Consider the following 20,980-nt stretch of genomic DNA (forward strand, 5'->3'; position numbering starts at 1 on the left):
GGGAATTTACTGCGGCGCAGCAAAGATCTCAAGGCAAATTAAATGGGGTCTGATCCATTTAATTCAGCGAGAGTGACTCCGCTGCATTTAATTGGGGACATATCAACTGACGTGCTCCGGTCCAGAGCTAGCAACTCCCGAGCCTGAGGCGGCCTCTGGTCATCGAAGGCACGCGCGGGGCCGCCTCACGGGATCCCCGCCACGCGACTGAGGCGCGTTCGGCAGGGCCTGTCCGCGGGAAGCCCGGCCGGGGTTGGCGAGTCAGCCGGCGGCCTTGGTCGGCCGCCCCCGTCGTCGCGGCAGCAGCGGCCGCTCGATCTGTGCCGACAGTGCCGCAATGAACGGGGCATCGCCGATCGCCCAGCCCTTGTGGCAGGCCTCTGACAACCGATCGGCATCGCGCAAGGACAGACCATCGTCGAGCCGCCGCGCATAGGCCGACTCGCGCTCGAACGGCGTGTTGCCCAACTGCCAATAGTCGACGAGGCTGCTGACCAAGGGGTCGGGCTGGCGTCCGACGTGGTGGCCGGCGCTCGACCAGGCGTGGTCGCACGCGGCAAGCACCAAACCGGCGCGCACCGGTTCGGTGTCGACGAACAGCATGGCCTGCAATGCGGTGGCGCCAGACTGCACCACTGTGGCGCGGTAGCGGCCGTCCCACAGCGTGCCCCGGCGGCCATGCCGACGGTTGAAGCTGCCCACATAGCGGCGGCCGAAGTCCTGGACCAGCCGGCCCAAGGCGCCCGCATCGCGCGGCGTGGCCAGCAATCGCAGGCGGTCGCCCAGCAGGGCATAGGCGTGCACCGCCACCCCCTGCTGCAACGATGCCTCGCGCAGGGTGGCCAGGCAATGCCGGCGGTCGTCGTCATCCAGCGCGATGGGTTGGCGGTCGAGCCCGCTCAGCAGCAGCAGGTGCGGCAGACCGGCCACTGCCAGCCTCGGCAGGCGGGCCACGACCTCAGTCCTCGGGCGGCCAGGCGCCCTGGCGGGCAGGCGCTGGCACCTCGACTGTCGACGGGGGCGATGCCATCGTCGCCAGATGGGCCGCTGACATCCCATCGCCCACGGCATTGGCAAAGGCGGTGCGACCCGTCAGGCGCTGATGCTCTCGCGTCGCAAAGCGATCGGTCATGCCAGACACGTAGTCGGCCACGGCGCGATGGCGATCGGCCCGTTCCGAGTACTCGCCCGGCATCTCGCCGGGCGCGGCGACGTAGGCCTCGAACAACTCGCGCACGACGACACGGGCGGCACCGGTCGTGCGCATCACCTGGGGGTGTCGGTACAGCAGTTTCATCAGCACGCGTTTCAGCGCCTGGCTGTCCCGATGCATCGCATCGCTGAAGCTCACAAGCCGCGGCAGGTGGCGAACGGCATCCGCGTCCGCCGGCGCGATGCGGGCCAGCGCCGCCGCGGTCGCATCGACCACGTCGTGCACCTGGGCCGACAGCATGCGGCGCAGGGTCTCGAACAGGAGGCGGCGGCCGCGCAGCGCAGGGTGGTCTGCCAATGCCGAGTCGTGGTGCCGGCGAAACAGTGGCAGGTCCAGCATCTGCTCGACCGTGAGCAAGCCCGACCGCACGCCGTCATCGATGTCGTGTGCGTTGTAGGCGATCTCGTCGGCCAGGTTCGTCAGTTGCGCCTCCAGGCCCGGCTGCAGACCGTCGAGGAAACGGCGCCCCACCCCGCCTGGCTCGTCCAGTTCGATGCGCTCGGCCTCCGCGCGCGAGCAGTGCTTCAGGATGCCTTCGCGCGTCTCGAAGCTCAGGTTCAGGCCATCGAACGCCGGGTAGCGAGCCTCCAGCACGTCGACGACCCGCAGGCTCTGCAGGTTGTGCTCGAAGCCGCCATGCGCCCGCATGCAGTCATGCAACGCGTCCTGGCCGGCATGGCCGAAGGGCGTGTGACCCAGGTCGTGGGCCAGCGCGATCGCTTCCACCAGGTCCTCGTCGAGCGACAGCGCCCGGGCAATGGAGCGGCCGAGTTGGGCCACCTCCAACGAATGCGTGAGGCGGGTGCGGAACAGGTCGCCCTCGTGGTTGATGAACACCTGCGTCTTGTAGACCAGGCGACGAAATGCCGTGCTGTGCACGATGCGGTCTCGATCGCGCTGAAAGGCGTTGCGCAGCCGCACCGGCGGCTCGGCGTGCCGACGTCCGCGCGACGCCGCGGCGTGGCTGGCGTAGGGGGCCAGGCCCATGCCGGTCAGCCCGGCGGTGTGTGTGCGCGGATGACGTCGGCCACCAGCGCATCCGAGGCGCCGCGCACCGCGGCGCGCCCGGGACCGTCGATGACCACGAAGCGGATCTCGCCGCCCTCGGCCTTCTTGTCCACGCGCATGAGTTGCAGCCACCGGTCGATGTCCATGCGCGGTGCCTGCGTCGGCAGACCGGCGCGTTCGATCAGGCGGGTCAATCGAGCACCGAACGCGGCATCGACCAGGCCCAGGCGCATCGACAGTTCGGTGGCCAGCACCATGCCGCAGCCCACGGCCTCGCCGTGCAACCACTGGCCATAGCCCAAGCCAGCTTCGATCGCATGGCCAAAGGTGTGGCCGAAGTTCAGGATGGCGCGCAGTCCGGCCTCGCGCTCGTCCTGGCCGACGACCCAGGCCTTGATCTCGCACGAGCGTTGCACCGCATGGGTCAGCGCGGCACGGTCGCGCTGTCGCAGCGCGTCCACGTGCCCCTCGATCCAGTCGAGGAAGGCGACATCGGCGATCGGCCCGTACTTGATCACCTCGGCCAGTCCCGCGGACAGTTCACGGTCGGGCAAGGTGTCCAGCACATCGAGATCGCACAGCACCCGCGCCGGTTGGTAGAACGCGCCGATCATGTTCTTGCCGGCGGGGTGGTTGATGGCGGTCTTGCCGCCGACCGACGAGTCCACCTGAGCGAGCAAGGTGGTCGGGACCTGCACGAAGGGCACGCCGCGCATGTACGAGGCAGCGGCGAAACCGGTCATGTCGCCGACCACCCCACCACCCAGGGCGTAGAGCACCGTCTTGCGGTCGCACCCAGACTCGAGCAGGCGGTCGAAGATCAGGTTGAGGTGCTGCCAATCCTTGTACACCTCGCCGTCGGGCAAGGCCACCTGCAGCACCCGTCGGTGGCGCTGGGCAAGCCGCTGCGCCAGCGCGGCGCCGTACAGTGGCGCCACGGTGGTGTTGGTGACCACCAGCGCGTCGGCCGATTCGGGCAGGCCCTGCCAGCTGGCCGGGTCGTCGAAGAGGCCACTGCCGATGTGGATGTCGTAGCTGCGGCTGTCCAGCGCGATGCTCACGCGCTGGGTACTGCGGGTGTCGGGGCTCATTCCCCGGAGTTTAGGTCGCCTCGGTCCTGGCTCGGGGCCAGCACTCGGCCCACCGTGGCCGGCACCTGGTCTGGGTCGATCACCCCGGCCAGTTCCAGCTGCATCAGGATCATGTTCACCAGGGTCGGGACGGACGGCCGCCCGGTCTCGATGACATAACGCGCCGCCTGGCGGTACAGCGGGTCGCGCTCCTGATAGAGCTCACGCAGACGACGCAATGGGTCGCGCACCTGCAGCAGCGGGCGCTGGGTGTCGTGGCGCAGGCGTCGAAACAGCTCGTCCGGAGTGGACCTCAGGTAAACCACCTGGGTGTGCTTGGCCAGCGCCTCGCGGTTGGCCGCGCGGAGCACCGCGCCGCCGCCCGTGGCCAGCACGGTCGAAGGCAGCTGGCTCAGCCGTTCAATGACGTCTTGCTCGATGTCGCGAAACGCGTCCTCGCCATGCTGCTCGAAAAACGATCGGATCGAGCCACCAATCTGGTGCTCGATCTCGGTGTCGCTGTCGACGTGGCGCCAGCCCAACTGGCGCGCCAGTTGCCGCCCCACGGTGGACTTCCCGCAACCGGGCATGCCCACCAGGGAGATCGAGATGCTCAACGCGGTTCAGTGCACAGCAGCACCGGCGGACGGCTGCTTCCCGGGATCGATGCCGCCACCGTCGCGCTGGCCGCAGTGCCATAGGGGCTGCGAATGAACGGCGGATCTGCATCGATGTTGTTGACCACCGCTGCGGGCACCAACAGTGTCCCGTCGAAGTTGGCCCGGCCTTCGGTACCCGCCACCCCGGAGGCCGCCACGACGATGTTGAACTGAACCCAGGAGCCGATGTTCTGTGGGTACTCGATCCGCATCACGACCTGCCCGATGGCGTTGGTGCGGCTGGAGCCTTCGAACGACACGGCCACGTCGGCCCTGCGGGGTTCCAGCGCCGGGCGGCCGGGTGTGAGGTTGAAGCTGCCGTTGGCATCCTCGACCACACCATTGCTGAACACTTCGGCCACGCCGTTGCGGTTCAGGTCCTCGTTGGCACAGAGGGCCGTGGTCTGCTGAGCCCAGGATTCGGCGCCCTTGACCCAGAAGCCCTTGAGGTAGTTGAGCAGATCGACCGAGGCGCTGACCTGCACGCCGGCGGCAGCCAAGCCGGACGAATCGACCACCTGCACGACATAACGCGTGACGTAGGTGAGCTTCGAATCGCCTTCGCTGATCAGGTTGTTGGTGCCGATCGACACCGACAGGGCATCGGAAATCACCGTCAGCGTGGTCTTGACCTCATTCGGGCAGGTGCCAGGTGTGAAGTCGGACGTCGACCAGCAGGCCCGGACCGACACCCCGTCGGTGGGGCTGAAGCGACTGCCGGGGATGTAGCCCGCGGTGGCCACGCCATTGGCGTCGCTGTAGACCAGCGTGGTGCCCGAGGTGAAGCTGCCGCCGATCGAATTGGGGTCACCGTCCAGGTCGAATCGCACGCGGATGTTCTTGACCGGGGCGTTCGTGTCGCTGAGGAACAGCGCGCGCACCTCCGAGCGGTTGGTGGTGCCCGTGGTGTTGATGGGAACCACACTCGGGTTCGCCGACAGGGACGACGAACGGACCGGCGTGGTCACGACCGGGATGGAGCCAGAGGTCGACGATGCCACGAGGATCGAGGACTCCGTCTCCTTGCCGGCGGACGACGCACGGACGATGAGCGTGCCGGTGACCGACGGCGCGAGGAACTTGTAGTCATAGGAGCCGGTGGCGCTGGTCACGGCGGAGGTCTGCACGCCCCCGGGTCCGGTGATGACGATCGGCTGCCCCGGGATGGGGGTGCCGGCACTGTCCTTGACGAGGTACTGGATCTCGCCGGCTTGGTTGGGCTGGAGCACCGCGCCGAGCACCGTGGACGAAATCGTCGTGCCGACGACCTGGACGGCCGCGGTGCGGGTGATGCCGCCGCTGACCGCCGTGACGATGATGGTGCGATTGGCCTTGTTCTCGCCGATCCGGATCGTGCCCGTCACTTGGCCGGCAGCATTGGTCACGGTGCCGGAGGTCTGGATCGTGGCGCCCGCGTCGACGCTCAGGCGCACGGGGATGCCCGCCACCGTGGCACGGTTCGCGTCGACCGCCGTCACGGTGGCCGTCACGGTCTCCGAGCCGGAGTTCTTCAGTTCCGCCAGCGGGCCGATCGTCAAGGTGAGGTCCGACGCCGAGATGGCCGTGCTGACCACGTCGACTGTGGCGGTGCGCGTGACCGAACCACTGACCGCGGTCACGGTGATCCGCCTGGGCGTGGTGTCGCTGCCCATCGTGACAGTGCCGGTGACCTGTCCGGCGGCATTGGTCTTGGCCGCACTGGCCTGGATCACCGCTCCCGAATCCACGGACAGCGTGACGCCGATGTCGGCCATCGTGGCCCGGTTGGCATCGACCGCCGTCACGGTGACCACGACCGAGGAAGTCACCACGTTCGGCATCGTGGCAGCCGACACCGTGACCGCCAGATCACTGGCCGTGGGGCCGACAACCACCGGGCCGCCCGTGTCGCCACCGCCGACCAGCGGTGTGCCCGTGCCACTGCCGCCGCCACCACACGCCGCAGCCAGGAAGGCCGTTGCCAGACAGGCCGCCCATGCGCGCCAGGTCTTCATGGAGTTCACTCCTTGGACATTCATCATCGAATCAGGCCGTGGTTAACGCGCGGCAGACCGTTCGGTGACGATCTTCGGCGTGATGAAAATGAGCAACTCGGTCTTGTTGGAGTTCTTGACCGTGTTGCGGAACAGGTGGCCGAGCACCGGCACGTCGCCAAGCACCGGCACCTTGTTGACATCGTTGCGCTCTTCCTGCGTGAAGATGCCGCCAATGACCACCGTGCCGCCGTTCTCGACCAGCACCTGGGTGCGGGCATGCTTGGTGTTGATGGCTGGGCCGGCGAGCGTGGCAACGCCGCGGCTGTCCTTGGCGATGTCCAGTTCCATGATCACACTGCCTTCCGGAGTGATCTGCGGCGTCACCTCCAGTTTCAGGCTGGCCTTCTTGAACTGGATGGACGTGGCGCCGCTGGACGTGGCCACCTGGTAGGGAATCTCTTCGCCCTGTTCGATCACGGCCTTGCCCTGGTCGGAGGTGATGACACGCGGGCTGGAAATGATCTTGCCCTTGCCGTCGGCCTCCAGGGCAGAGAGTTCGAGGTTGAGGATCCGGTTGGCGGTCGGGCTGAACAGCGACAACGCCAGGGACGCGGCCTGCGCCCCGTTCACTGACGCAGCCGGCAGGTTGACGAACTGCGTCTCGGCCACATCGATGGTCTCACTGATCAACCCGAGTTGCTTGTTGGCGCTGACGTAGTTGCCGGCGAACTGCATGTAGTTGCCACCGCCCACGCTGTAGCCGGGCACACCTCCACTGAGGCCCCGGACGTCAACCGCGCCGAGCTTGACGCCCAGGGCACGGCCAAACTTGTCATCTGCCTCGACGATGCGCGCCTCGATCAGCACCTGGCGCACCGGGATGTCGATCTTGGCGACCATGGCCTGGATCTCCTCGAGCTTCGACGGGATGTCGGTGACGAAGAGTTGATTGGTGCGGGTCTCGAAGATCACGCTGCCGCGGGACGTCAGGATGCGCGAGGCGGCGCCGCCGCCTGTGCCGCCGCCCAGATTCTGGCCGACCAGCCCCTTGGCCACTTCCTCGGCCTTGGTGTAGTTCAGCTGGAAAGATTGGGTGCGCACCGGCTCGAGGTCTGCGATCTTTTTCTTGGACTCGAGCTCGACCTGCTCCTTGGCGGCGAGCTCATCCTTCGGCGCGATCCACAGCACATTGCCGGATTTGCGAACGCCGAGCCCCTTGCTCTGCATGATGATGTCCAGCGCCTGATCCCACGGCACGTCCTTCAGCCGCAACGTCACATTGCCGGTGACCGTGTCGCTGGTCACCACGTTGAAGTTGGTGAAATCGGCGATGACCTGCAACAGCGCCCGAACCTCGATGTTCTGGAAATTGAGCGACAGCTTCTCGCCCGAATACCCCGGACCCTGTGTGAGCTTGTTCGGGTCGACCTTCATCGGCCGCACCTCGAGCACAAACTGGTTGTCGCTCTGGTAGGCACTGTGCTCCCAGGAGCCGCGCGGCTCGACCACCATCCGCACCCGGTCGCCCGACTGGAAGGTGGAAACACTGTGGACCGGCGTGCCGAAATCCGACACATCGAGCCGGCGCCGCAGGGTGTCGGGCAGGCTGGACCGCATGAACTCGACGACCAGGGTCTGGCCCTGCTGTCGGATGTCGACACCCACCTGCGTGCTGGCCAGCGACACGACCACGCGGCCTGCCCCATCGGGGCCACGACGAAAATCGATGTCGCGCAGGGGCAACTGATCCTTGTTCTGGCTGGGGGCGAATGGCGCGGGCTGTTCGGTGGTGGACGCCGACGCCATGGCGGGTGCCGATGGGGCCTCGAGCACCAGCAGGAGTGCCTTGCCTTGCAGCTCGGCGCGGTAGTTGGACGCCTGCCGAAGGTTGAGCACCAGGCGCGTGCGGTCACCGGCCTGGGCGATGTTGACCGCCCGCAGGTTGCCCTGATTGATCTCGACCACGGAGCGGCCGATCGCGTTGACGACTCCCGGCAGATCGATGGCGACGCGGGGGGGCGCCTGCACGGAGAACCCCTTCGGCACCGCAGCAAGAGGCTCGGACAGTTCGATGCGCACCACCTCCGCTCCGGCCTGCTGGGTGCTGGTGATCGACTGGATCGCGTTCTGCGCCACGGCCGCCAGCGGGGACAAGAGCGCCAGCACGACGGCAAGCAGCCGGGCACGCCAGTTGAGCATGTTGTGTTTCTCCTGCGTGTGATTCATCGCGCCTTCTCCTGCAGCTGGAGCGTGCTGGTGCGCTCTATCCATTCGCCGGCGGCGTCCTGCACGATCTCGCGCAGGCTCACTTCCGTCTCCGAGATGCGTGTGATCTTTCCGAAGTTCTGTCCGAGGTAGTCGCCAAGCTTCACCTGATACAGCAGGCTGTCCACCTTCAGCAGCGCCACGGGCTTGCCCGACTTGGTGACGCTGCCGACCATGACCATGCCGTCCGTCGGGTAGGACTCCAGCGGCTCCTTGCGACGGTTCATCTCCGACGCCAGCAGCGAATTGGGCTGCCTCGCTTCCTGCTTGATCGCGACACTGAGCTTCTGGTTGCTGAACGGGTCGACCAGCTGGGTGGCGTTGAACGGCGCTGGATCGAATCGCTTGGGCGCAGCGAGCGGCTGAACGTTCGGCTTCACCTCCCGGCGCTGCTGCTCCATCCAGACATTCAGTTCCTCCTGCTCGGCCCCGCAGGCCGCCAGCAACAGGCTCAACACCAGGGCCAGCGGCATGGGCACCGCGGCTGTCCACGACCTCATTTCTTGGCTCCCTTGGCCGCGGCATCCGACTTGGCCTTGCGAATTTCCGCGATCTCGTTGACGTCCAGATAGCGGTAGGTGCGTGCCGTCGCATCCATCGACAACAGCCCGGAGGTGTCCTTCGGAGGGGTCGCGATCGCCAGGTTGTGCAATGTCACGATGCGCGACAGGTTGGCCACATCAGCGGCAAACGCCCCGATGTCGTGGTAGCGGCCCGTGACCCGAAGGGCAATCGGCAGTTCCGCGTAGTAGTCTTTCAGTTCCACCAGGCCCGGTCGGAACAACTCGAACTGCAGACCGCGTCCGATGCCCGCCTGATTGATGTCGGACAGCAACGCATCCATGTCGGCCTTGCCCGGCAACTGCTTCTCGAGCTGCGTCACGTACTCCTGCACCTGTTGCTTCTGCTTGCGCAACTCGGTGAGATTGACGGCCTGTCCCAACTTGTTGCGGTAGTCATTCTTGAGCTCGGGCTCCCGCTTGCGAGCGGCTTCGAGTTCGGCGTCCGCGTCGGACACCAGACCGACCCAAAGCAAGCCCACGACGGCCGCCGCAGCAGCCGCCCATGCGCACAGCTTGGGCAGGAGCGGCCACTGCCCAGGCTCCCGCGGATTCAGGCCCTTGAACTGGGAACCTGCACGGTTGAGCCGGCTGATGCTGTCGAGATTGACCGGACTGGTGGTGTGTGCCATGACGATGAACCTCCTTCAGGCCGCCTTGCCGGCGCCGGGCGCCGGACGCGCACCTGGCAGCGGCACCGCGCCCGACGCCGCTGGGGCGGCCGGTGGCGCCGCGGCAGGCTGGGTCAGCGAGACCTTCATCGAGAAATCGAACAAGCGGCGCTGTTCGCGGCTGCCTGGCGTGGCGGCCTGGGTGACTGCCTTGATTTCGACGAGTTCGGGCTTGTGCAGCCACTTCGACTGATTCTGCGTATTGCGCAGAAACTCGGACACCCGCTCGTTGGTCTGCGCCACGCCGGTGACCACCACCTGCGCCCCGCTCTGCTTGACCGAGGTGAGGTAGATGCCCTCAGGGGTGTAGCGAACAAGCTCGTCGAGCAGATACACCGGGATGTTGCGGTTGGTCTGCAGATCTTCCACGGCCTTCTGGCGCGCCTTCAGGCTGTCGATTTCGGCGCGCAGGGTGGCGATGTCCTTGATCTGGCCCTCGAGCCGCTTGATCTCGGAGGTCAGGAACTCGTTGCGCGACTGCTGGGCCGCTGTCATCTGTTGCAGGACCAGGTACCAGACGCCGGCGATGAGCATGCCTGCCATCGCGGCCGCCGCCAGCCCCACGAAGAAGGCCACCTTGCGTTGTCGACGACGCTCTTCACGATGGGGCAGCAGGTTGATCAGGATCACTGCACGAACCTCCGCATGGCCAAGCCACAGGCCGTCAGGTACGACGGGGCCTCGCGGCGAACCTTGGCTTCACGCACACCGGAACCGAACCTCATGTTGTCGAACGGGTTGACGACCATCGACGCGAAGCCGGTGAGATCGGTCACCCGATCCTTCAGGCCCGGCAGTGTGGCAGTGCCTCCGGCCAACATCACGTAGTGCACCTTGTGATGGGGCGTACTCGTGAAGAAGTACTGCAGGGCGCGGCCGATTTCCTGTGACAAACTGTCCACGAACGGGGCAAGGATGGCCGTGTCGTAGTCGTCGGGCAGGTCGTTGGCCAGCTTCTTCTGCTCGGCCTCTTCGAACGAGAAGCCGTACTGACGCGAGATCAACTGCGTGAGTTGCGAACCGCCGAAGGCCTGGTCGCGGTCGTACAGCATCTCGTCGTCGCGCAGGACCTTGAGGCTGGTGGTGTCGGCACCGATCTCGAACAGCGCCACGAGGGCATCGCGCCCGCCACTGGGTAACGCCGATACAACACGGCTCATGGCGAGCCGCGACGCATGGGACTCGATGTCGAGCACCACTGGTTTCAGGCCGGCAGCCTCGGCCAGGCCTTGACGGTCCTGGACACGATCCTTGCGCGACGCGGCGATCAGCACCTCCACGTCGCCACCGGACGTGGGGCTCGGCCCGATGACGCAGAAGTCGAGGCTCACCTCGTCGAGCGAGAACGGGATGTACTGGTTGGCCTCCGACTCGACCTGGAGTTCGAGTTCCTCTTCGCGCAGGCCCGAGGGCAGCACGATCTTCTTGGTGATCACCGCAGACTGCGGCATGGCCATGACCACTTGCTTGGTCTTGGTGCCGCTTTTTTGCACGAGCTTGCGCACCGCCTCGGCAACCTCGTCGAATTTCTCGATCTGGCCGTCAGTGATCCAGCCCTTCTCGAAGGGCTCCGAGGCGAATCGCTCGAGCACGTACTCGCCGTTGGCCGCCTGGCCCAGTTCGACGAGCTTGGCGCTCGATGAACTGATGTCCAGCCCGACCATCGGCGCATGCTTGCGACCCAGCAGCAGGTCCAGAAGGCTCACGACAAACTCCCCCGACGGGCAGAAAAAGGGTTATTCAAATCTTAAGAAGTTACTTCAATGCTAGCAGTAAAGCCTTTGTGCACCAAAGGAATTTGCCCGCCACAACCTGTAGTCTCGTTGCGACGGGCCGACGCATGGACAGGCATTTGAAACAAGGCGCACTTTGTTGCGAGCCCGGTCGATCGCTCGATGCCCAGGGCCTTCTATACACTCCTGCGCGTGAACCAAGGACCACAACCCACGTCGCCAACGGGTGCGCCGACCAGCGGCTTGGCCCGTCGGATGCTCCGGGTGCTGGCCTGGGCCGCGGCCGCGGTGGGCGCCGGTGTCCTGACGGTGATGATCCTGGTGTCGCTCGCGCTCGCGGTGGCCTACCCCAACCTGCCGCCGATCAGCGGCCTGACGGATTACCGGCCGCGCTTGCCACTGCGCATCATGTCGTCCGATGGCGTGTTGCTGGCCGAGTTCGGCGAAGAACGCCGCCGCTTCATGCCGATCGGGCAGATCCCCAAGGTGATGCAGGACGCCGTGCTGGCCATCGAGGATGCACGCTTCTATCGCCACGGTGGCGTCGACTACCTCGGCGTCATACGCGCCGGCCTGGCGCAGTTCAACAAGGCCAAGAGCCAGGGGGCCTCGACCATCACGATGCAGGTGGCGCGCAACTTCTACCTGTCCACCGAGAAGACCTTCACCCGGAAGATCTACGAGATCCTGCTCGCGCTGAAGATCGAGAGTCAGCTCAGCAAGGAGCAGATCCTCGAGGTCTACATGAACCAGATCTACCTCGGCCAGCGCGCCTACGGCTTTGCCGCGGCCAGCGAGATCTACTTCGGCAAGCCGCTGCAGGAAGTGACCGTGGCCGAGGCGGCCATGCTGGCTGGCCTGCCGCAGGCCCCGTCGGCCTACAACCCGATCGTCAACCCCCAGCGCGCCACGCGGCGCCAGCAGTACATCATCCAGCGCATGCTGGACAACGGCTTCATCGCCGCTCCCCAGGCCGAGGCCGCCCGCAAGCAGACCCTGGTCTACAGGGGCAACACGGAATCCGGCCTGCATGCCGAGTTCGTGGCCGAGACGGTCCGCCAACTGATCTTCAGCCAGTACGGCGAGGAAACCACCACCCGCGGCTTGGTGGTTCACGTGACGGTGGATTCGGCCGACCAGGCCGTGGCTTACAAGGCACTGCGCCGCGGACTGCTGAACTACGAGCGTCGCCAGGTCTACCGCGGTCCCGAGGCCTACATCGACCTGCCGGCCGACCCCCGGGACGTGGACAACCGCATCGCCGAGGCGCTGTCCGACCATCCTGACAACGATGAACTGCGTGCCGCGGTGGTGCTGGAGGCCAGTCCGAAGAAAGTCGTCGCCGTGTTGCAGTCGGGTGAATCCATCACGGTGGCTGGCGACGGCCTGCGGCCGGTGGCGTCGGGCCTGTCGGACAAGTCGGGGCCCAAGACGCAGATCCGCCGAGGTGCGGTGGTGCGCGCCGCCAAGGGCCCCAAGGGTGACTGGGTGCTCACTCAGTTGCCCGAAGTCGAAGGCGCCTTCGTGTCGATGGAGCCCTCCACCGGTGCCATCCGCGCGCTGGTCGGCGGCTTCGACTTCGACAAGAGCAAGTTCAACCACGTGGTGCAGGCCTGGCGCCAACCCGGATCGAGCTTCAAGCCTTTCATCTACTCCGCGGCACTGGAGAAGGGCTTCACGCCCCAGACGGTGGTCAACGACGCCCCTTTGTTTTTCGATGCCGGCGCCACCGGCAGCCAACCCTGGGAACCAAAGAACTACGACGGGAAGTTCGACGGTCCGATGCCGCTGAAGCAGGGCCTCGCGCGCTCCAAGAACATGGTGTCGATCCGTGTGCTGCAGTCGATCGGCGTGCACCACGCGCAGACCTGGGCCACGCAGTTCGGCTTCGATGCCGAGAAGCATCCGCCCTTCCTCACCATGGCACTCGGGGCCGGCTCGGTCACGCCGCTGCAGATGGTCGGGGCTTACAGCGTCTTCGCGAATGGCGGGTACCGCGTGAACCCGATGCTGATCACCCGCGTCACCGACAGCCAGGGCCGCATCCTTCAACAGAGCAAGCCCCCGGAGCTGAACGAATCGATGCGCGCAATCGACGCCCGCAACGCCTTCGTGATGACGCAACTGATGGGCGAGGTCACCCGGGCCGGCACGGCCGCAAGCGTCTACCAGGCCTTCAAGCGCGCCGACTTCTACGGCAAGACCGGCACCACCAACGACTCGATGGACGCATGGTTTGCGGGCTATCACCCCGACCTGGCCGCCGTCGTCTGGATCGGCTACGACAACCCGCGAAAGCTCGGCGATCGCGAGACGGGTGGCGGACTGGCACTGCCGGTCTGGATCGAGTACATGGGCCAGGCGCTCAAGCGCCTGCCGGTGCGAGAAGCCGTGGTGCCGGAAGGCCTCATGCGTGTCGGCAACGACTGGATCTACGATGAGTACGGTCCGGGCGCCGGCGTGGGCAGCGTGGGCCTGGACGACAAGCTGCCCGGCTCGCCCACGGAAGAAGAGCGCAACAGCATCCTGGACTTGTTCCGCCGCTGACGGCCCGCAGCGGCGCGCCCGGGCAAGACGGCGGCGCCGCGGGCTGGTCAGCCCGCTGAAGGTGGCGTGAAACTCAAGGCCTGCCGGCCCTGCTCGGTGGCCGCCGCGGAGAGCACGGCAAAGAACTCCGAGCCGTCGCGCGTGTCGATCCAGCGACCCGCCTCGTGCCGGAAATGCCGGCCGCCCGATTTCGCGGCCAGCCAGATCTCGTGCAGGGGCGGCTGCGTGTTGACGATGAGCTTGCTGCCATCCGGAAAAGACAACTCCAGCAGACCGCCGGTGCGGTGGGTGTCGATGTCGATCACGTCCTCGTCGAGCCAGCGGTCGACGGTTGTCTCGATGGCCCGGAGGACCTCGCGGCTCAGGGCGTCGTACTGGGCATCGCTCAAGGTCGGGGACATGGTCGGTAAGATCGCGGCATGAAACGAAAGTCCAGTGTAGCGGTGCGCCGGATGGGCGGCACAGGGTTCGTCATCGGCAGCGTGGTCATCGCCCTGATGGGCTGTGGCCAGAAGGGCCCGCTGGTGCATCCCACCTCGACCCAGTCGACGGCGGCCGGCGCAGCCTCGTCCCCCGCGGGCACCGGACGCACCCAGCCCGGCAATTGAGTCCGGTGGTGCGCCATCGGCAGCGTCGTCAGATCCGCCCTTCGGTCACCGCGTGGCACGCCACCTGGATGCCCTGGAAGGCGCCCAGCGACGGGCGCACTACCGAGCACCGCGCATTGGCATGCGGACAGCGCGGGTGGAACGCGCAACCGCTGGGCGGGTTCAGCGGGTTGGGCACCTCGCCCTGAACCGGCGTGCGCGAGCGGCCGGACATGGCCACGTCGGGGATCGCGTCGAGCAGCATGCGGGTGTAGGGGTGCCGCGGCCGTGTGAACAGGTCGGGCCGGTCGGCCAGTTCGACCAGGCGGCCCAGGTACATCACGCCGACCTGGTCGCTCACGTGCCGCACCACCGCCAGGTTGTGCGAGATGAACAGGTAGGTCAGGCCGCGCTGGCGCTGCAGGTCCTTCATGATGTTGAGCACCTGGGCCTGCACCGACACGTCCAGTGCCGAGGTGGGCTCGTCGCACACCAGGAACTCGGGCTCGGTGGCCAGCGCGCGGGCGATCGAGATGCGCTGCCGCTGCCCGCCCGAGAACTGGTGCGGAAACTTCACCATGTCGGCGGGCGCCAGCCCCACCGACGCGAGCAGTTCGCCAACCTTGGCCTTCAACGTGTCGGCGTCGGTGACCAGGCCGTGCTCGGTGATCGGTTCGGCGACGATGTCGCGCACTGTCCAGCGCGGGTTGAGGCTGGCATAGGGGTCCTGGAAGATCATCTGCATGCGCTTGCGCAACGCACGGGCCTGCGGCGACGCCAACGTCGCCTGAGTGTCCACCCCATCGAAGGCCACGCTGCCGCGCGACGGCGCGTAAAGGCCCACCAGCAAACGCGCGACGGTGCTCTTGCCGCATCCCGATTCGCCCACCAGCGCGAGCGTCTTGCCGCGCTCGATCGAAAAGCTCACGCCGTCGACGGCATGCACGAACTGCCGCGGCCGGCGCTCGATCACCCGATTGAGCCAAGGCGCCGAGACGTCGAAGGTCTTGGCCAGATCCTCCACCTGCACCAGCGCGGTCATCGCCCGCCCCCCGCATCCGTCGCGTGCAGCCAGCAGGCCGCGCGGGTGCGGTCGGCCGCCAGCAGGGCGGGCTGCTCGCGGCGGCAACGTTCGAAGGCCTGCGGGCAGCGCGGGTTGAAGGCACACCCCGTCGGGATGGCATTCAGCCGCGGCATCGCACCGTCGATCTGCATCAGCCGCTCGCGCTCGCCCTCCATCGAGGGGATCGAGCCCATCAATCCCACCGTGTAAGGGTGCGCCGGTCGGTGGATGACATCGGCCACCGGGCCGATCTCGGCGATGCGGCCCGCGTACATGACGGCCACCCGGTCGCAGGCCTCGGCGATGACGCCCATGTCGTGGGTGACCAGCATCACCGCCGCGCCGTGCTCGCGCGTCAGGCGCTTGAGCAGGCTGATGATCTGCGCCTGGATCGACACGTCGAGCGCCGTGGTGGGTTCGTCGGCGACGATCAACTGCGGTTCTGCCGCCAATGCCAGCGCGATGACCACCCGCTGTCGCATGCCGCCGGAGAACTGGTGGGGGTACTGGTCGATGCGGTGCTCGGCTGCCGGGATGCCGGTTTCCTGCAGCAGGTGGATCGCCCGCTGCCGCGCCTCGGCAAAACCCAGCTTCAGGTGGACCTGGATGGTCTCGATGATCTGGCCGCCCACGGTGACCAGCGGGTTGAGCGAGGTGAGCGGATCCTGGAAGATCGCGCCGATGCGGCGGCCGCGGATCTCGCGCATGCGTTCGTGCGGCAAATTGTCGATGCGCTCGCCGCCGAGCAGGATCTCGCCGCCGGCGATGCGGCCCGGCGGTTCGAGCAGGCCGATGATGGCCGCGCCAGTGAGCGACTTGCCCGCACCGGATTCGCCCACCACGCCCAGGATCTCGCCCGGCGCGATGTCGAAGGACACGTCGTCCAGGGCCAGCAGCGTGCCACGGCGCGTGGGGAATTCCACCTTCAGGTGGCGCACTTCGAGGAGGGGGGAAGCCACGGTCATCTCGAACTCAGCGCAAGCGCGGGTTGAGCGCATCGCGCAACCAGTCGCCGAGCAGGTTCACCGACAGCGCGATGGTCACCAGCACCAGGCCCGGGAAGATGGTGATCCACCACTCGCCGGAGAACAGGAAATCCTGGCCGACGCGGATCAGCGTGCCCAGCGACGGCGAGGTCGGCGGCACGCCGACGCCCAGGAAGGACAGCGTGGCCTCGGTGATGATGGCCGTGGCGATGTGGATGGTGGCCAGCACCAGCACCGGCCCGAGCACGTTGGGCAGCACGTGGCGCCGCATGATGCGCGCCGGGCTGACGCCGATCACGCGCGCGGCCTGCACGTACTCGCGCTGGCGCTCGACCAGCGTCGACCCACGAACCGTGCGCGCATACTGCACCCAGCCCGTGAGCGAGATCGAGATGATGAGCACGGTGAAGGCCAGCGTATCGTGCGCGTTGGGAAACATCGCCCGGCCAACACCGTCGATGAGCAGCGCGATCAGGATCGACGGGAACGACAGCATCACGTCGCACACGCGCATGATGAAGCTGTCGACGCGGCCGCCCACATAGCCCGACAGCAGGCCGAGGCCCACGCCGATCACCACCGACACCAGCACCGAGGCCAGACCGACGAAGAGCGAGATGCGCGAGCCGTACATCAAGGCCGAGAGGATGTCGCGGCCCTGATCGTCGGTGCCCAGCAGGTAGGCGGCCTTGCCGTCGGGCATCCAGGCGGGCGGCAGGCGCGCGTCCATCAGGTCGAGCGAGGCGAGGTCGAGCGGGTTGTGTGGCGCCAGCCAGGGCGCGCCGAGCGCGAACACGGCGCACAGGATGGCAACGACGGTGGCGCCGATGGCGACCGGCGAATTCTTGAAACTGAACCAGACGTCGCCGTCGAGGAATCGGGCCAGGGCCCCGGGTGCCTCGGCCGTCACGGGTGTCGAAGGTGCACTCATGTGGAAACCGCCCGGCCGGACGGGCGGAACGACACGCCCTCCCCGAGGTGGCGAATGCGGTGAAGTGGGCGGCCCGTCATGTCAATGTCCCACGGTCGAGCGTTCGAGGCGAAGGCGGGGGTCGACCGCAAAGTAAAGCAGGTCGACCGCCAGGTTGATCGAGACGAAGATCAGCGCGATCAGGCACAGGTACGCCGCCATCACGGGGATGTCGGCGAATTGCACCGCCTGGATGAACAGCAGGCCCATGCCGGGCCACTGGAACACCGTCTCGGTGACGATGGCGAAAGCGATGATCGCCCCCAGTTGCAGGCCGGCGATGGTGATCACCGGGACCAGCGTGTTCTTCAACGCGTGCCCGAAGTACACCCGGCGATCGGGCAGGCCGCGCGCCCGGGCGAACTTGATGTAATCGGTGCGCAGCACCTCCAGCATTTCCGAACGCACGAGGCGCAGCACCAGCGTCATCGGGAACAAGGACAAGGTCAGCGCCGGCAGCAGCAGGTGCTTGAGACCGTCGACCGTGAGCAAGCCGGTGGTGAAAGGCCCGATCGCCACCACCTCGCCGCGTCCGAAACTGGGCAGCCACTTCAAGGTGACCGCAAACAGCAGGATGAACAGGATGCCGATCAGGAAGTTGGGCAGCGACACGCCCAGCAGCGAACCCGTCATCACCACCTGCGACATGAAGGTGCCACGCCTGAGCGCGGCATACACGCCCAGCGGGATGCCCAGCGCCAGGCCCATCACCGCCGCCAGCGCGGCGAGCTCGAGCGTGGCCGGGAACCGTTCGGCGATCAGCGCCGAGACCTTGCGCCCCTGCCTGAGGCTCAGCCCGAACTCGCCCTGCACCGCGTTGCCGATGAAGCGTGCGAACTGAACCGGAAACGGTTGATCCAGCCCCAGGTCGGTGCGCAACTTCTGCCGCTGCTCGACCGTCGCATCCTGGCCCAGCAGGTTGGTGACCGGGTCGCCCACGTACTGGAACAGCATGAAGGCGATGAAGGCGACCGTGAGCATCACGATCATGGCCTGGAACAAGCGGCGCAGGATGAAGGCAAGCATGACAGGTGAACGGCATGACCGCGGACCCGTGCATGCGCGACGGCGCGGCACGGTCCCACGCCTGCGCGAAGGCGCCGGTGGACAAGGAAGACGGAATCATCACGCAATTCGTGTGCCGCCCGCAAACGGGGAACCCCCGAGAGACAGAGGGGCGGCCTGACGCCATTGCCTGAAGATGATCGGCGAAAAAAAACCGCCCCGAAGGGCGGCTTTGCGGTGGTCGAGACCCCGAAGGATCTCGAAGACCAATCAGAACGAGTGGCGAACGCCGAACTCGTAGCCGGTGGAGTTGCCACCAGCAGCAGCGGCGCCAGCCGACAGGCCGTTGTTGGACACGGCGACGACTTGCGCACCCTTGTTGCTCACGCGGGCGTACGTGGTGTACAGCTGCGTGCGCTTCGACAGGTTGTAGCCATAGCCCAACGCGAACTTGTTCCAGTCGTTGGCGCTGTTCTTGACGTCGTAGCGGCTGTAGGCAGCGCGGAACTCGCCCTGGCCCATCGGGGCGGTCAGGCCCAGCTGCCAGGCGCCGATCTTCGCGCCAGCGCTGGTCTTTTCCTGGGCCCAGATGAACTGCGGCTTGACCATGCCGAGGTCGAACGAGGCGCCGATGTTGCTGTACTTGGTGTCGGCAGCGTCGGTAGCGCCTTCGGTCTTGGCGTAGGAGTAGTCAACCGACAGCGGGCCCGCGGCGTAGCCGGCGCGGAAGCCCATGTAGTTGCCGGTCTTGACGCCACCGGCGTTCTCGCCGAAGCCCTTCATGACTTGAAGGCCGATGCCGCCCATTGCCGGCGTGAAGTACGAGATGGAATTGCTGGTGCGCACCGCGCTGGAGTTCGTTCCGGTGCCGATGTTGGCGAGCATGGCCGGGGTCAGCGACTGGCCCACGCCGTTCGTGCCGAACGGGTCATAGATCGTGGTGTTCCAGAAGTTCGGCGAGTAGTCGCGACCGATGCGGACTTCACCGAAGCCGCCCAGCAGGCTGACGGTCGAACGGCGCTGGAAGTTCAGACCACCGCCAGACGCGGCTGTTCCCGAGCGGCCGGTGCCGGTGTCGTTGTCCAACTGGCCTTCCAGATGGAAGGCGGCCTTCATGCCACCGCCGAGGTCTTCGACGCCGCGGAAGCCCAGACGGCTGCTGTTCAGGCCGGAGTTCGTGATGCCGGAGGCAGAACGGCCGCCAGCCGAAACGTGGCCGTAGGCCGCGTCAACGATACCGAACAGGGTCACCGACGATTGGGCCGAAGCGGCACCGGCAAAGCCGATCACGGCCAGAGCGAGCAAAGACTTTTTCATTGCGTAAATCTCCTAGGTTGAACAAGAGGTCCCGATCCCGTAGAGAACCCGCCCACCGGGAAGGGCGCGGGCCGGTCAGGCCAACCTCCTCATCGGAAGTTGCGGCTATTGCACCAGACCGCTGGATGGCTTGCCAAGCATTGGCCGGAAAATCACAAGCAAATGTTGCCTGACAACAACGTGGCGTCCGGGGCCGCTGGGATCACACGAGAGACACATTTCAGCAAGGCCAGGGATGGCTGGGCTATGCTGGCGCTCATGCCAGACACCGATGCCGTCCTCGAATCGATCGATCTCGCGCTGCGCACGCTGAGCCGCAGCGCCCATGCGGCGCGACCGATCCCGACCGCCGTGTCGGTGGAGCTTTCGCCCGAAGAGCGCCGCCTCTCGGGCGCGCTGATGCGCGTCAACCATGTCGGCGAAGTGTGCGCGCAGGCCCTCTATGCGGCCCAGGCGCTGACGGCGCGATCGCCCGAACTTCGTCGCCAGATGCGCGCCGCCGCACGCGACGAGACCGATCACCTGGCGTGGTGCGAGCAGCGGCTGGATGACCTGGGGAGCCGCCCCAGCCTGCTCAATCCGCTGTGGTATGCCGGCGCCTTCGCCATTGGCCTGGCGGCCGGCAGCGTCGGCGATGCGCGCAGCCTGGGCTTCCTGGTCGAGACCGAGCGCCAGGTCGAGCGACACCTCGACAGCCACCTCGAGCGCCTGCCCGCGGGTGATCACGCCTCGCGCGCCGTGGTGGCCCAGATGAAGGACGACGAGGCCCGCCATGCCGACGAGGCCGAACAGGCCGGAGCCGCCCTGGTGCCGCCACCCGTGGCCTGGTTGATGCGTGCCGCCGCCCGCGTGATGACACGCACCGCGCACGTGATCTGACCCAGGTCCGTGGGCGCGGCGCACGCGCGCCAAGCAGCATCAGCCGTTGACGACTTCGTGGCTGGTGCTCACCTCGGCGGTCTTGCCGAGCATGATGGTCGCCGAGCAGTACTTCTCATGCGACAGCTCGATGGCGCGAGCCACGGCGGCCTCGGGCAGGTTGCGGCCGGTGACAACAAAATGCAGGTGCAGCTTCGTGAAGACCTTCGGGTCGGCGGCGGCGCGCTCGGCCTTCAGTTGCACATCGCAGCCAGTCACCTCATGCCGGCCGCGCTTGAGGATCAGCACCACGTCGTAGGCGGTGCAGCCCCCGGCCCCGGCCAGCAGCGTTTCCATCGGCCGCGGCGCCAGGTTGCGCCCACCGCCATCCGGTGCGCCGTCCATCGTCAGCAGGTGTCCACTGCCCGTTTCGGCCACCATGGCCATGCCGCTGGCGGGCACCCAGTGAATCTTGCATTCCATCGAACCATC

At 66.7% G+C, this 20,980-nt stretch carries 19 protein-coding genes and 1 pseudogene; 3 read left to right on the forward strand and 17 right to left on the reverse strand.

The genetic code is table 11. The features are described from left to right. Positions 1-261: 261 nt before the first annotated feature. The 10 genes and pseudogenes from EOINJALH_RS19685 to EOINJALH_RS19730 all read right to left on the reverse strand — a co-directional run bounded on the left by EOINJALH_RS19685 (position 262) and on the right by EOINJALH_RS19730 (position 11,128). Positions 262-954 carry a transposase gene (locus EOINJALH_RS19685; protein WP_088283200.1) on the reverse strand — a complete coding sequence of 231 codons (693 nt, stop codon included), beginning with the start codon at positions 952-954 and terminating at the stop codon, positions 262-264. 139 nt (positions 955-1,093) lie between these two features. Further along, a pseudogene (locus tag EOINJALH_RS19690) lies at positions 1,094-2,200 on the reverse strand (deoxyguanosinetriphosphate triphosphohydrolase); the annotation flags it as partial. Between the two features lie 5 nt (positions 2,201-2,205). Next, positions 2,206-3,312 carry a 3-dehydroquinate synthase gene (aroB, locus tag EOINJALH_RS19695; RefSeq protein ID WP_088283204.1) on the reverse strand — a complete coding sequence of 369 codons (1,107 nt, stop codon included), beginning with the start codon at positions 3,310-3,312 and terminating at the stop codon, positions 2,206-2,208. Next, positions 3,309-3,902, reverse strand: coding sequence for a shikimate kinase (locus EOINJALH_RS19700; protein WP_088283663.1), 594 nt, complete (start codon positions 3,900-3,902; stop codon positions 3,309-3,311). The genes aroB and EOINJALH_RS19700 overlap by 4 nt, the downstream gene beginning before the upstream one ends. 2 nt (positions 3,903-3,904) lie before the next feature. Further along, entirely contained in the window at positions 3,905-5,944 is a 2,040-nt protein-coding gene (locus tag EOINJALH_RS19705) for a hypothetical protein (RefSeq protein ID WP_088283206.1), read from the reverse strand. Between the two features lie 42 nt (positions 5,945-5,986). Beyond that, positions 5,987-8,152 carry a type IV pilus secretin PilQ gene (gene pilQ / locus EOINJALH_RS19710; RefSeq protein WP_088283208.1) on the reverse strand — a complete coding sequence of 722 codons (2,166 nt, stop codon included), beginning with the start codon at positions 8,150-8,152 and terminating at the stop codon, positions 5,987-5,989. Continuing rightward, entirely contained in the window at positions 8,149-8,664 is a 516-nt protein-coding gene (locus EOINJALH_RS19715; RefSeq protein WP_088283210.1) for a pilus assembly protein PilP, read from the reverse strand. Before EOINJALH_RS19715 ends, pilQ begins: the two co-directional genes overlap by 4 nt. A 23-nt stretch (positions 8,665-8,687) precedes the next feature. After that, the gene (locus EOINJALH_RS19720) at positions 8,688-9,383 is read right to left on the reverse strand and encodes a type 4a pilus biogenesis protein PilO (protein WP_088283212.1); all 696 of its coding nucleotides are present in this window, start codon (positions 9,381-9,383) and stop codon (positions 8,688-8,690) included. 15 nt (positions 9,384-9,398) lie between these two features. Beyond that, complete coding sequence (locus EOINJALH_RS19725; protein ID WP_088283214.1) at positions 9,399-10,052, reverse strand: PilN domain-containing protein; 654 nt, start codon at positions 10,050-10,052, stop codon at positions 9,399-9,401. Next, positions 10,049-11,128, reverse strand: a complete 1,080-nt coding sequence (locus tag EOINJALH_RS19730) for a pilus assembly protein PilM (RefSeq protein ID WP_404872779.1) — start codon at positions 11,126-11,128, stop codon at positions 10,049-10,051. The genes EOINJALH_RS19725 and EOINJALH_RS19730 overlap by 4 nt, the downstream gene beginning before the upstream one ends. Before the next feature lie 282 nt (positions 11,129-11,410). Between EOINJALH_RS19730 and EOINJALH_RS19735 the strand changes: the two genes are divergently transcribed. Then, positions 11,411-13,702: a penicillin-binding protein 1A gene (locus EOINJALH_RS19735; RefSeq protein ID WP_088283216.1), complete on the forward strand. Its 2,292-nt coding sequence runs from the start codon at positions 11,411-11,413 to the stop codon at positions 13,700-13,702. A gap of 47 nt (positions 13,703-13,749) precedes the next feature. Here EOINJALH_RS19735 and cyaY read toward each other — a convergent pair whose 3' ends face one another. Beyond that, positions 13,750-14,091 (reverse strand): iron donor protein CyaY, encoded by a 342-nt coding sequence (gene cyaY, locus EOINJALH_RS19740; RefSeq protein ID WP_234413943.1) that lies wholly within the window; start codon positions 14,089-14,091, stop codon positions 13,750-13,752. Positions 14,092-14,121: 30 nt separating this feature from the next. Between cyaY and EOINJALH_RS31325 the strand changes: the two genes are divergently transcribed. Beyond that, positions 14,122-14,310: an LPS translocon maturation chaperone LptM gene (locus EOINJALH_RS31325; protein ID WP_144290103.1), complete on the forward strand. Its 189-nt coding sequence runs from the start codon at positions 14,122-14,124 to the stop codon at positions 14,308-14,310. A gap of 28 nt (positions 14,311-14,338) precedes the next feature. Here the strand turns inward: EOINJALH_RS31325 and EOINJALH_RS19745 are convergent, their stop codons facing one another. The 5 genes from EOINJALH_RS19745 to EOINJALH_RS19765 all read right to left on the reverse strand — a co-directional run bounded on the left by EOINJALH_RS19745 (position 14,339) and on the right by EOINJALH_RS19765 (position 19,630). Further along, positions 14,339-15,331, reverse strand: a complete 993-nt coding sequence (locus EOINJALH_RS19745; protein WP_088283220.1) for an ABC transporter ATP-binding protein — start codon at positions 15,329-15,331, stop codon at positions 14,339-14,341. Next, on the reverse strand, positions 15,328-16,317 hold the full coding sequence (locus EOINJALH_RS19750) for an ABC transporter ATP-binding protein (protein ID WP_088283222.1): 990 nt from the start codon (positions 16,315-16,317) through the stop codon (positions 15,328-15,330). The genes EOINJALH_RS19745 and EOINJALH_RS19750 overlap by 4 nt, the downstream gene beginning before the upstream one ends. A gap of 7 nt (positions 16,318-16,324) precedes the next feature. Then, positions 16,325-17,269: an ABC transporter permease gene (locus EOINJALH_RS19755; protein ID WP_088283224.1), complete on the reverse strand. Its 945-nt coding sequence runs from the start codon at positions 17,267-17,269 to the stop codon at positions 16,325-16,327. A gap of 81 nt (positions 17,270-17,350) precedes the next feature. Further along, positions 17,351-18,334, reverse strand: a complete 984-nt coding sequence (locus EOINJALH_RS19760) for an ABC transporter permease (RefSeq protein ID WP_088283226.1) — start codon at positions 18,332-18,334, stop codon at positions 17,351-17,353. A 249-nt stretch (positions 18,335-18,583) separates the two neighbouring features. Then, positions 18,584-19,630, reverse strand: coding sequence for a porin (locus EOINJALH_RS19765; protein WP_088283228.1), 1,047 nt, complete (start codon positions 19,628-19,630; stop codon positions 18,584-18,586). 258 nt (positions 19,631-19,888) lie between these two features. On the opposite strand from EOINJALH_RS19765, the gene coq7 reads away from it, so the two are divergent. After that, positions 19,889-20,509 carry a 2-polyprenyl-3-methyl-6-methoxy-1,4-benzoquinone monooxygenase gene (coq7, locus tag EOINJALH_RS19770; protein WP_234413945.1) on the forward strand — a complete coding sequence of 207 codons (621 nt, stop codon included), beginning with the start codon at positions 19,889-19,891 and terminating at the stop codon, positions 20,507-20,509. Between the two features lie 39 nt (positions 20,510-20,548). On the opposite strand, the gene EOINJALH_RS19775 is transcribed toward coq7, so the two are convergent. Further along, entirely contained in the window at positions 20,549-20,971 is a 423-nt protein-coding gene (locus EOINJALH_RS19775) for an OsmC family protein (protein ID WP_088283232.1), read from the reverse strand. Between the last annotated feature and the right edge of the window lie 9 nt (positions 20,972-20,980).

It is taken from the genome of Ideonella sp. A 288, from assembly GCF_002198735.1.
In the GTDB taxonomy this organism is placed as follows: domain Bacteria; phylum Pseudomonadota; class Gammaproteobacteria; order Burkholderiales; family Burkholderiaceae_C; genus Pseudaquabacterium.

Bases quoted from the DNA above. Each gene is read 5' to 3' on its own strand.
- EOINJALH_RS19745 (WP_088283220.1), bottom strand. From the start codon at position 15,331: ATGACCGCGCTGGTGCAGGTGGAGGATCTGGCCAAGACCTTCGACGTC.
- EOINJALH_RS19720 (WP_088283212.1), bottom strand. From the start codon at position 9,383: ATGGCACACACCACCAGTCCGGTCAATCTCGACAGCATCAGCCGGCTC.
- EOINJALH_RS19735 (WP_088283216.1), top strand. From the start codon at position 11,411: ATGCTCCGGGTGCTGGCCTGGGCCGCGGCCGCGGTGGGCGCCGGTGTC.
- EOINJALH_RS31325 (WP_144290103.1), top strand. From the start codon at position 14,122: ATGAAACGAAAGTCCAGTGTAGCGGTGCGCCGGATGGGCGGCACAGGG.
- EOINJALH_RS19775 (WP_088283232.1), bottom strand. From the start codon at position 20,971: ATGGAATGCAAGATTCACTGGGTGCCCGCCAGCGGCATGGCCATGGTG.
- EOINJALH_RS19750 (WP_088283222.1), bottom strand. From the start codon at position 16,317: ATGACCGTGGCTTCCCCCCTCCTCGAAGTGCGCCACCTGAAGGTGGAA.
- pilQ (WP_088283208.1), bottom strand. From the start codon at position 8,152: ATGAATCACACGCAGGAGAAACACAACATGCTCAACTGGCGTGCCCGG.
- EOINJALH_RS19705 (WP_088283206.1), bottom strand. From the start codon at position 5,944: ATGAAGACCTGGCGCGCATGGGCGGCCTGTCTGGCAACGGCCTTCCTG.
- EOINJALH_RS19765 (WP_088283228.1), bottom strand. From the start codon at position 19,630: ATGAAAAAGTCTTTGCTCGCTCTGGCCGTGATCGGCTTTGCCGGTGCC.
- EOINJALH_RS19760 (WP_088283226.1), bottom strand. From the start codon at position 18,334: ATGCTTGCCTTCATCCTGCGCCGCTTGTTCCAGGCCATGATCGTGATG.
- aroB (WP_088283204.1), bottom strand. From the start codon at position 3,312: ATGAGCCCCGACACCCGCAGTACCCAGCGCGTGAGCATCGCGCTGGAC.
- coq7 (WP_234413945.1), top strand. From the start codon at position 19,889: ATGCCAGACACCGATGCCGTCCTCGAATCGATCGATCTCGCGCTGCGC.
- EOINJALH_RS19755 (WP_088283224.1), bottom strand. From the start codon at position 17,269: ATGAGTGCACCTTCGACACCCGTGACGGCCGAGGCACCCGGGGCCCTG.
- EOINJALH_RS19715 (WP_088283210.1), bottom strand. From the start codon at position 8,664: ATGCCGCTGGCCCTGGTGTTGAGCCTGTTGCTGGCGGCCTGCGGGGCC.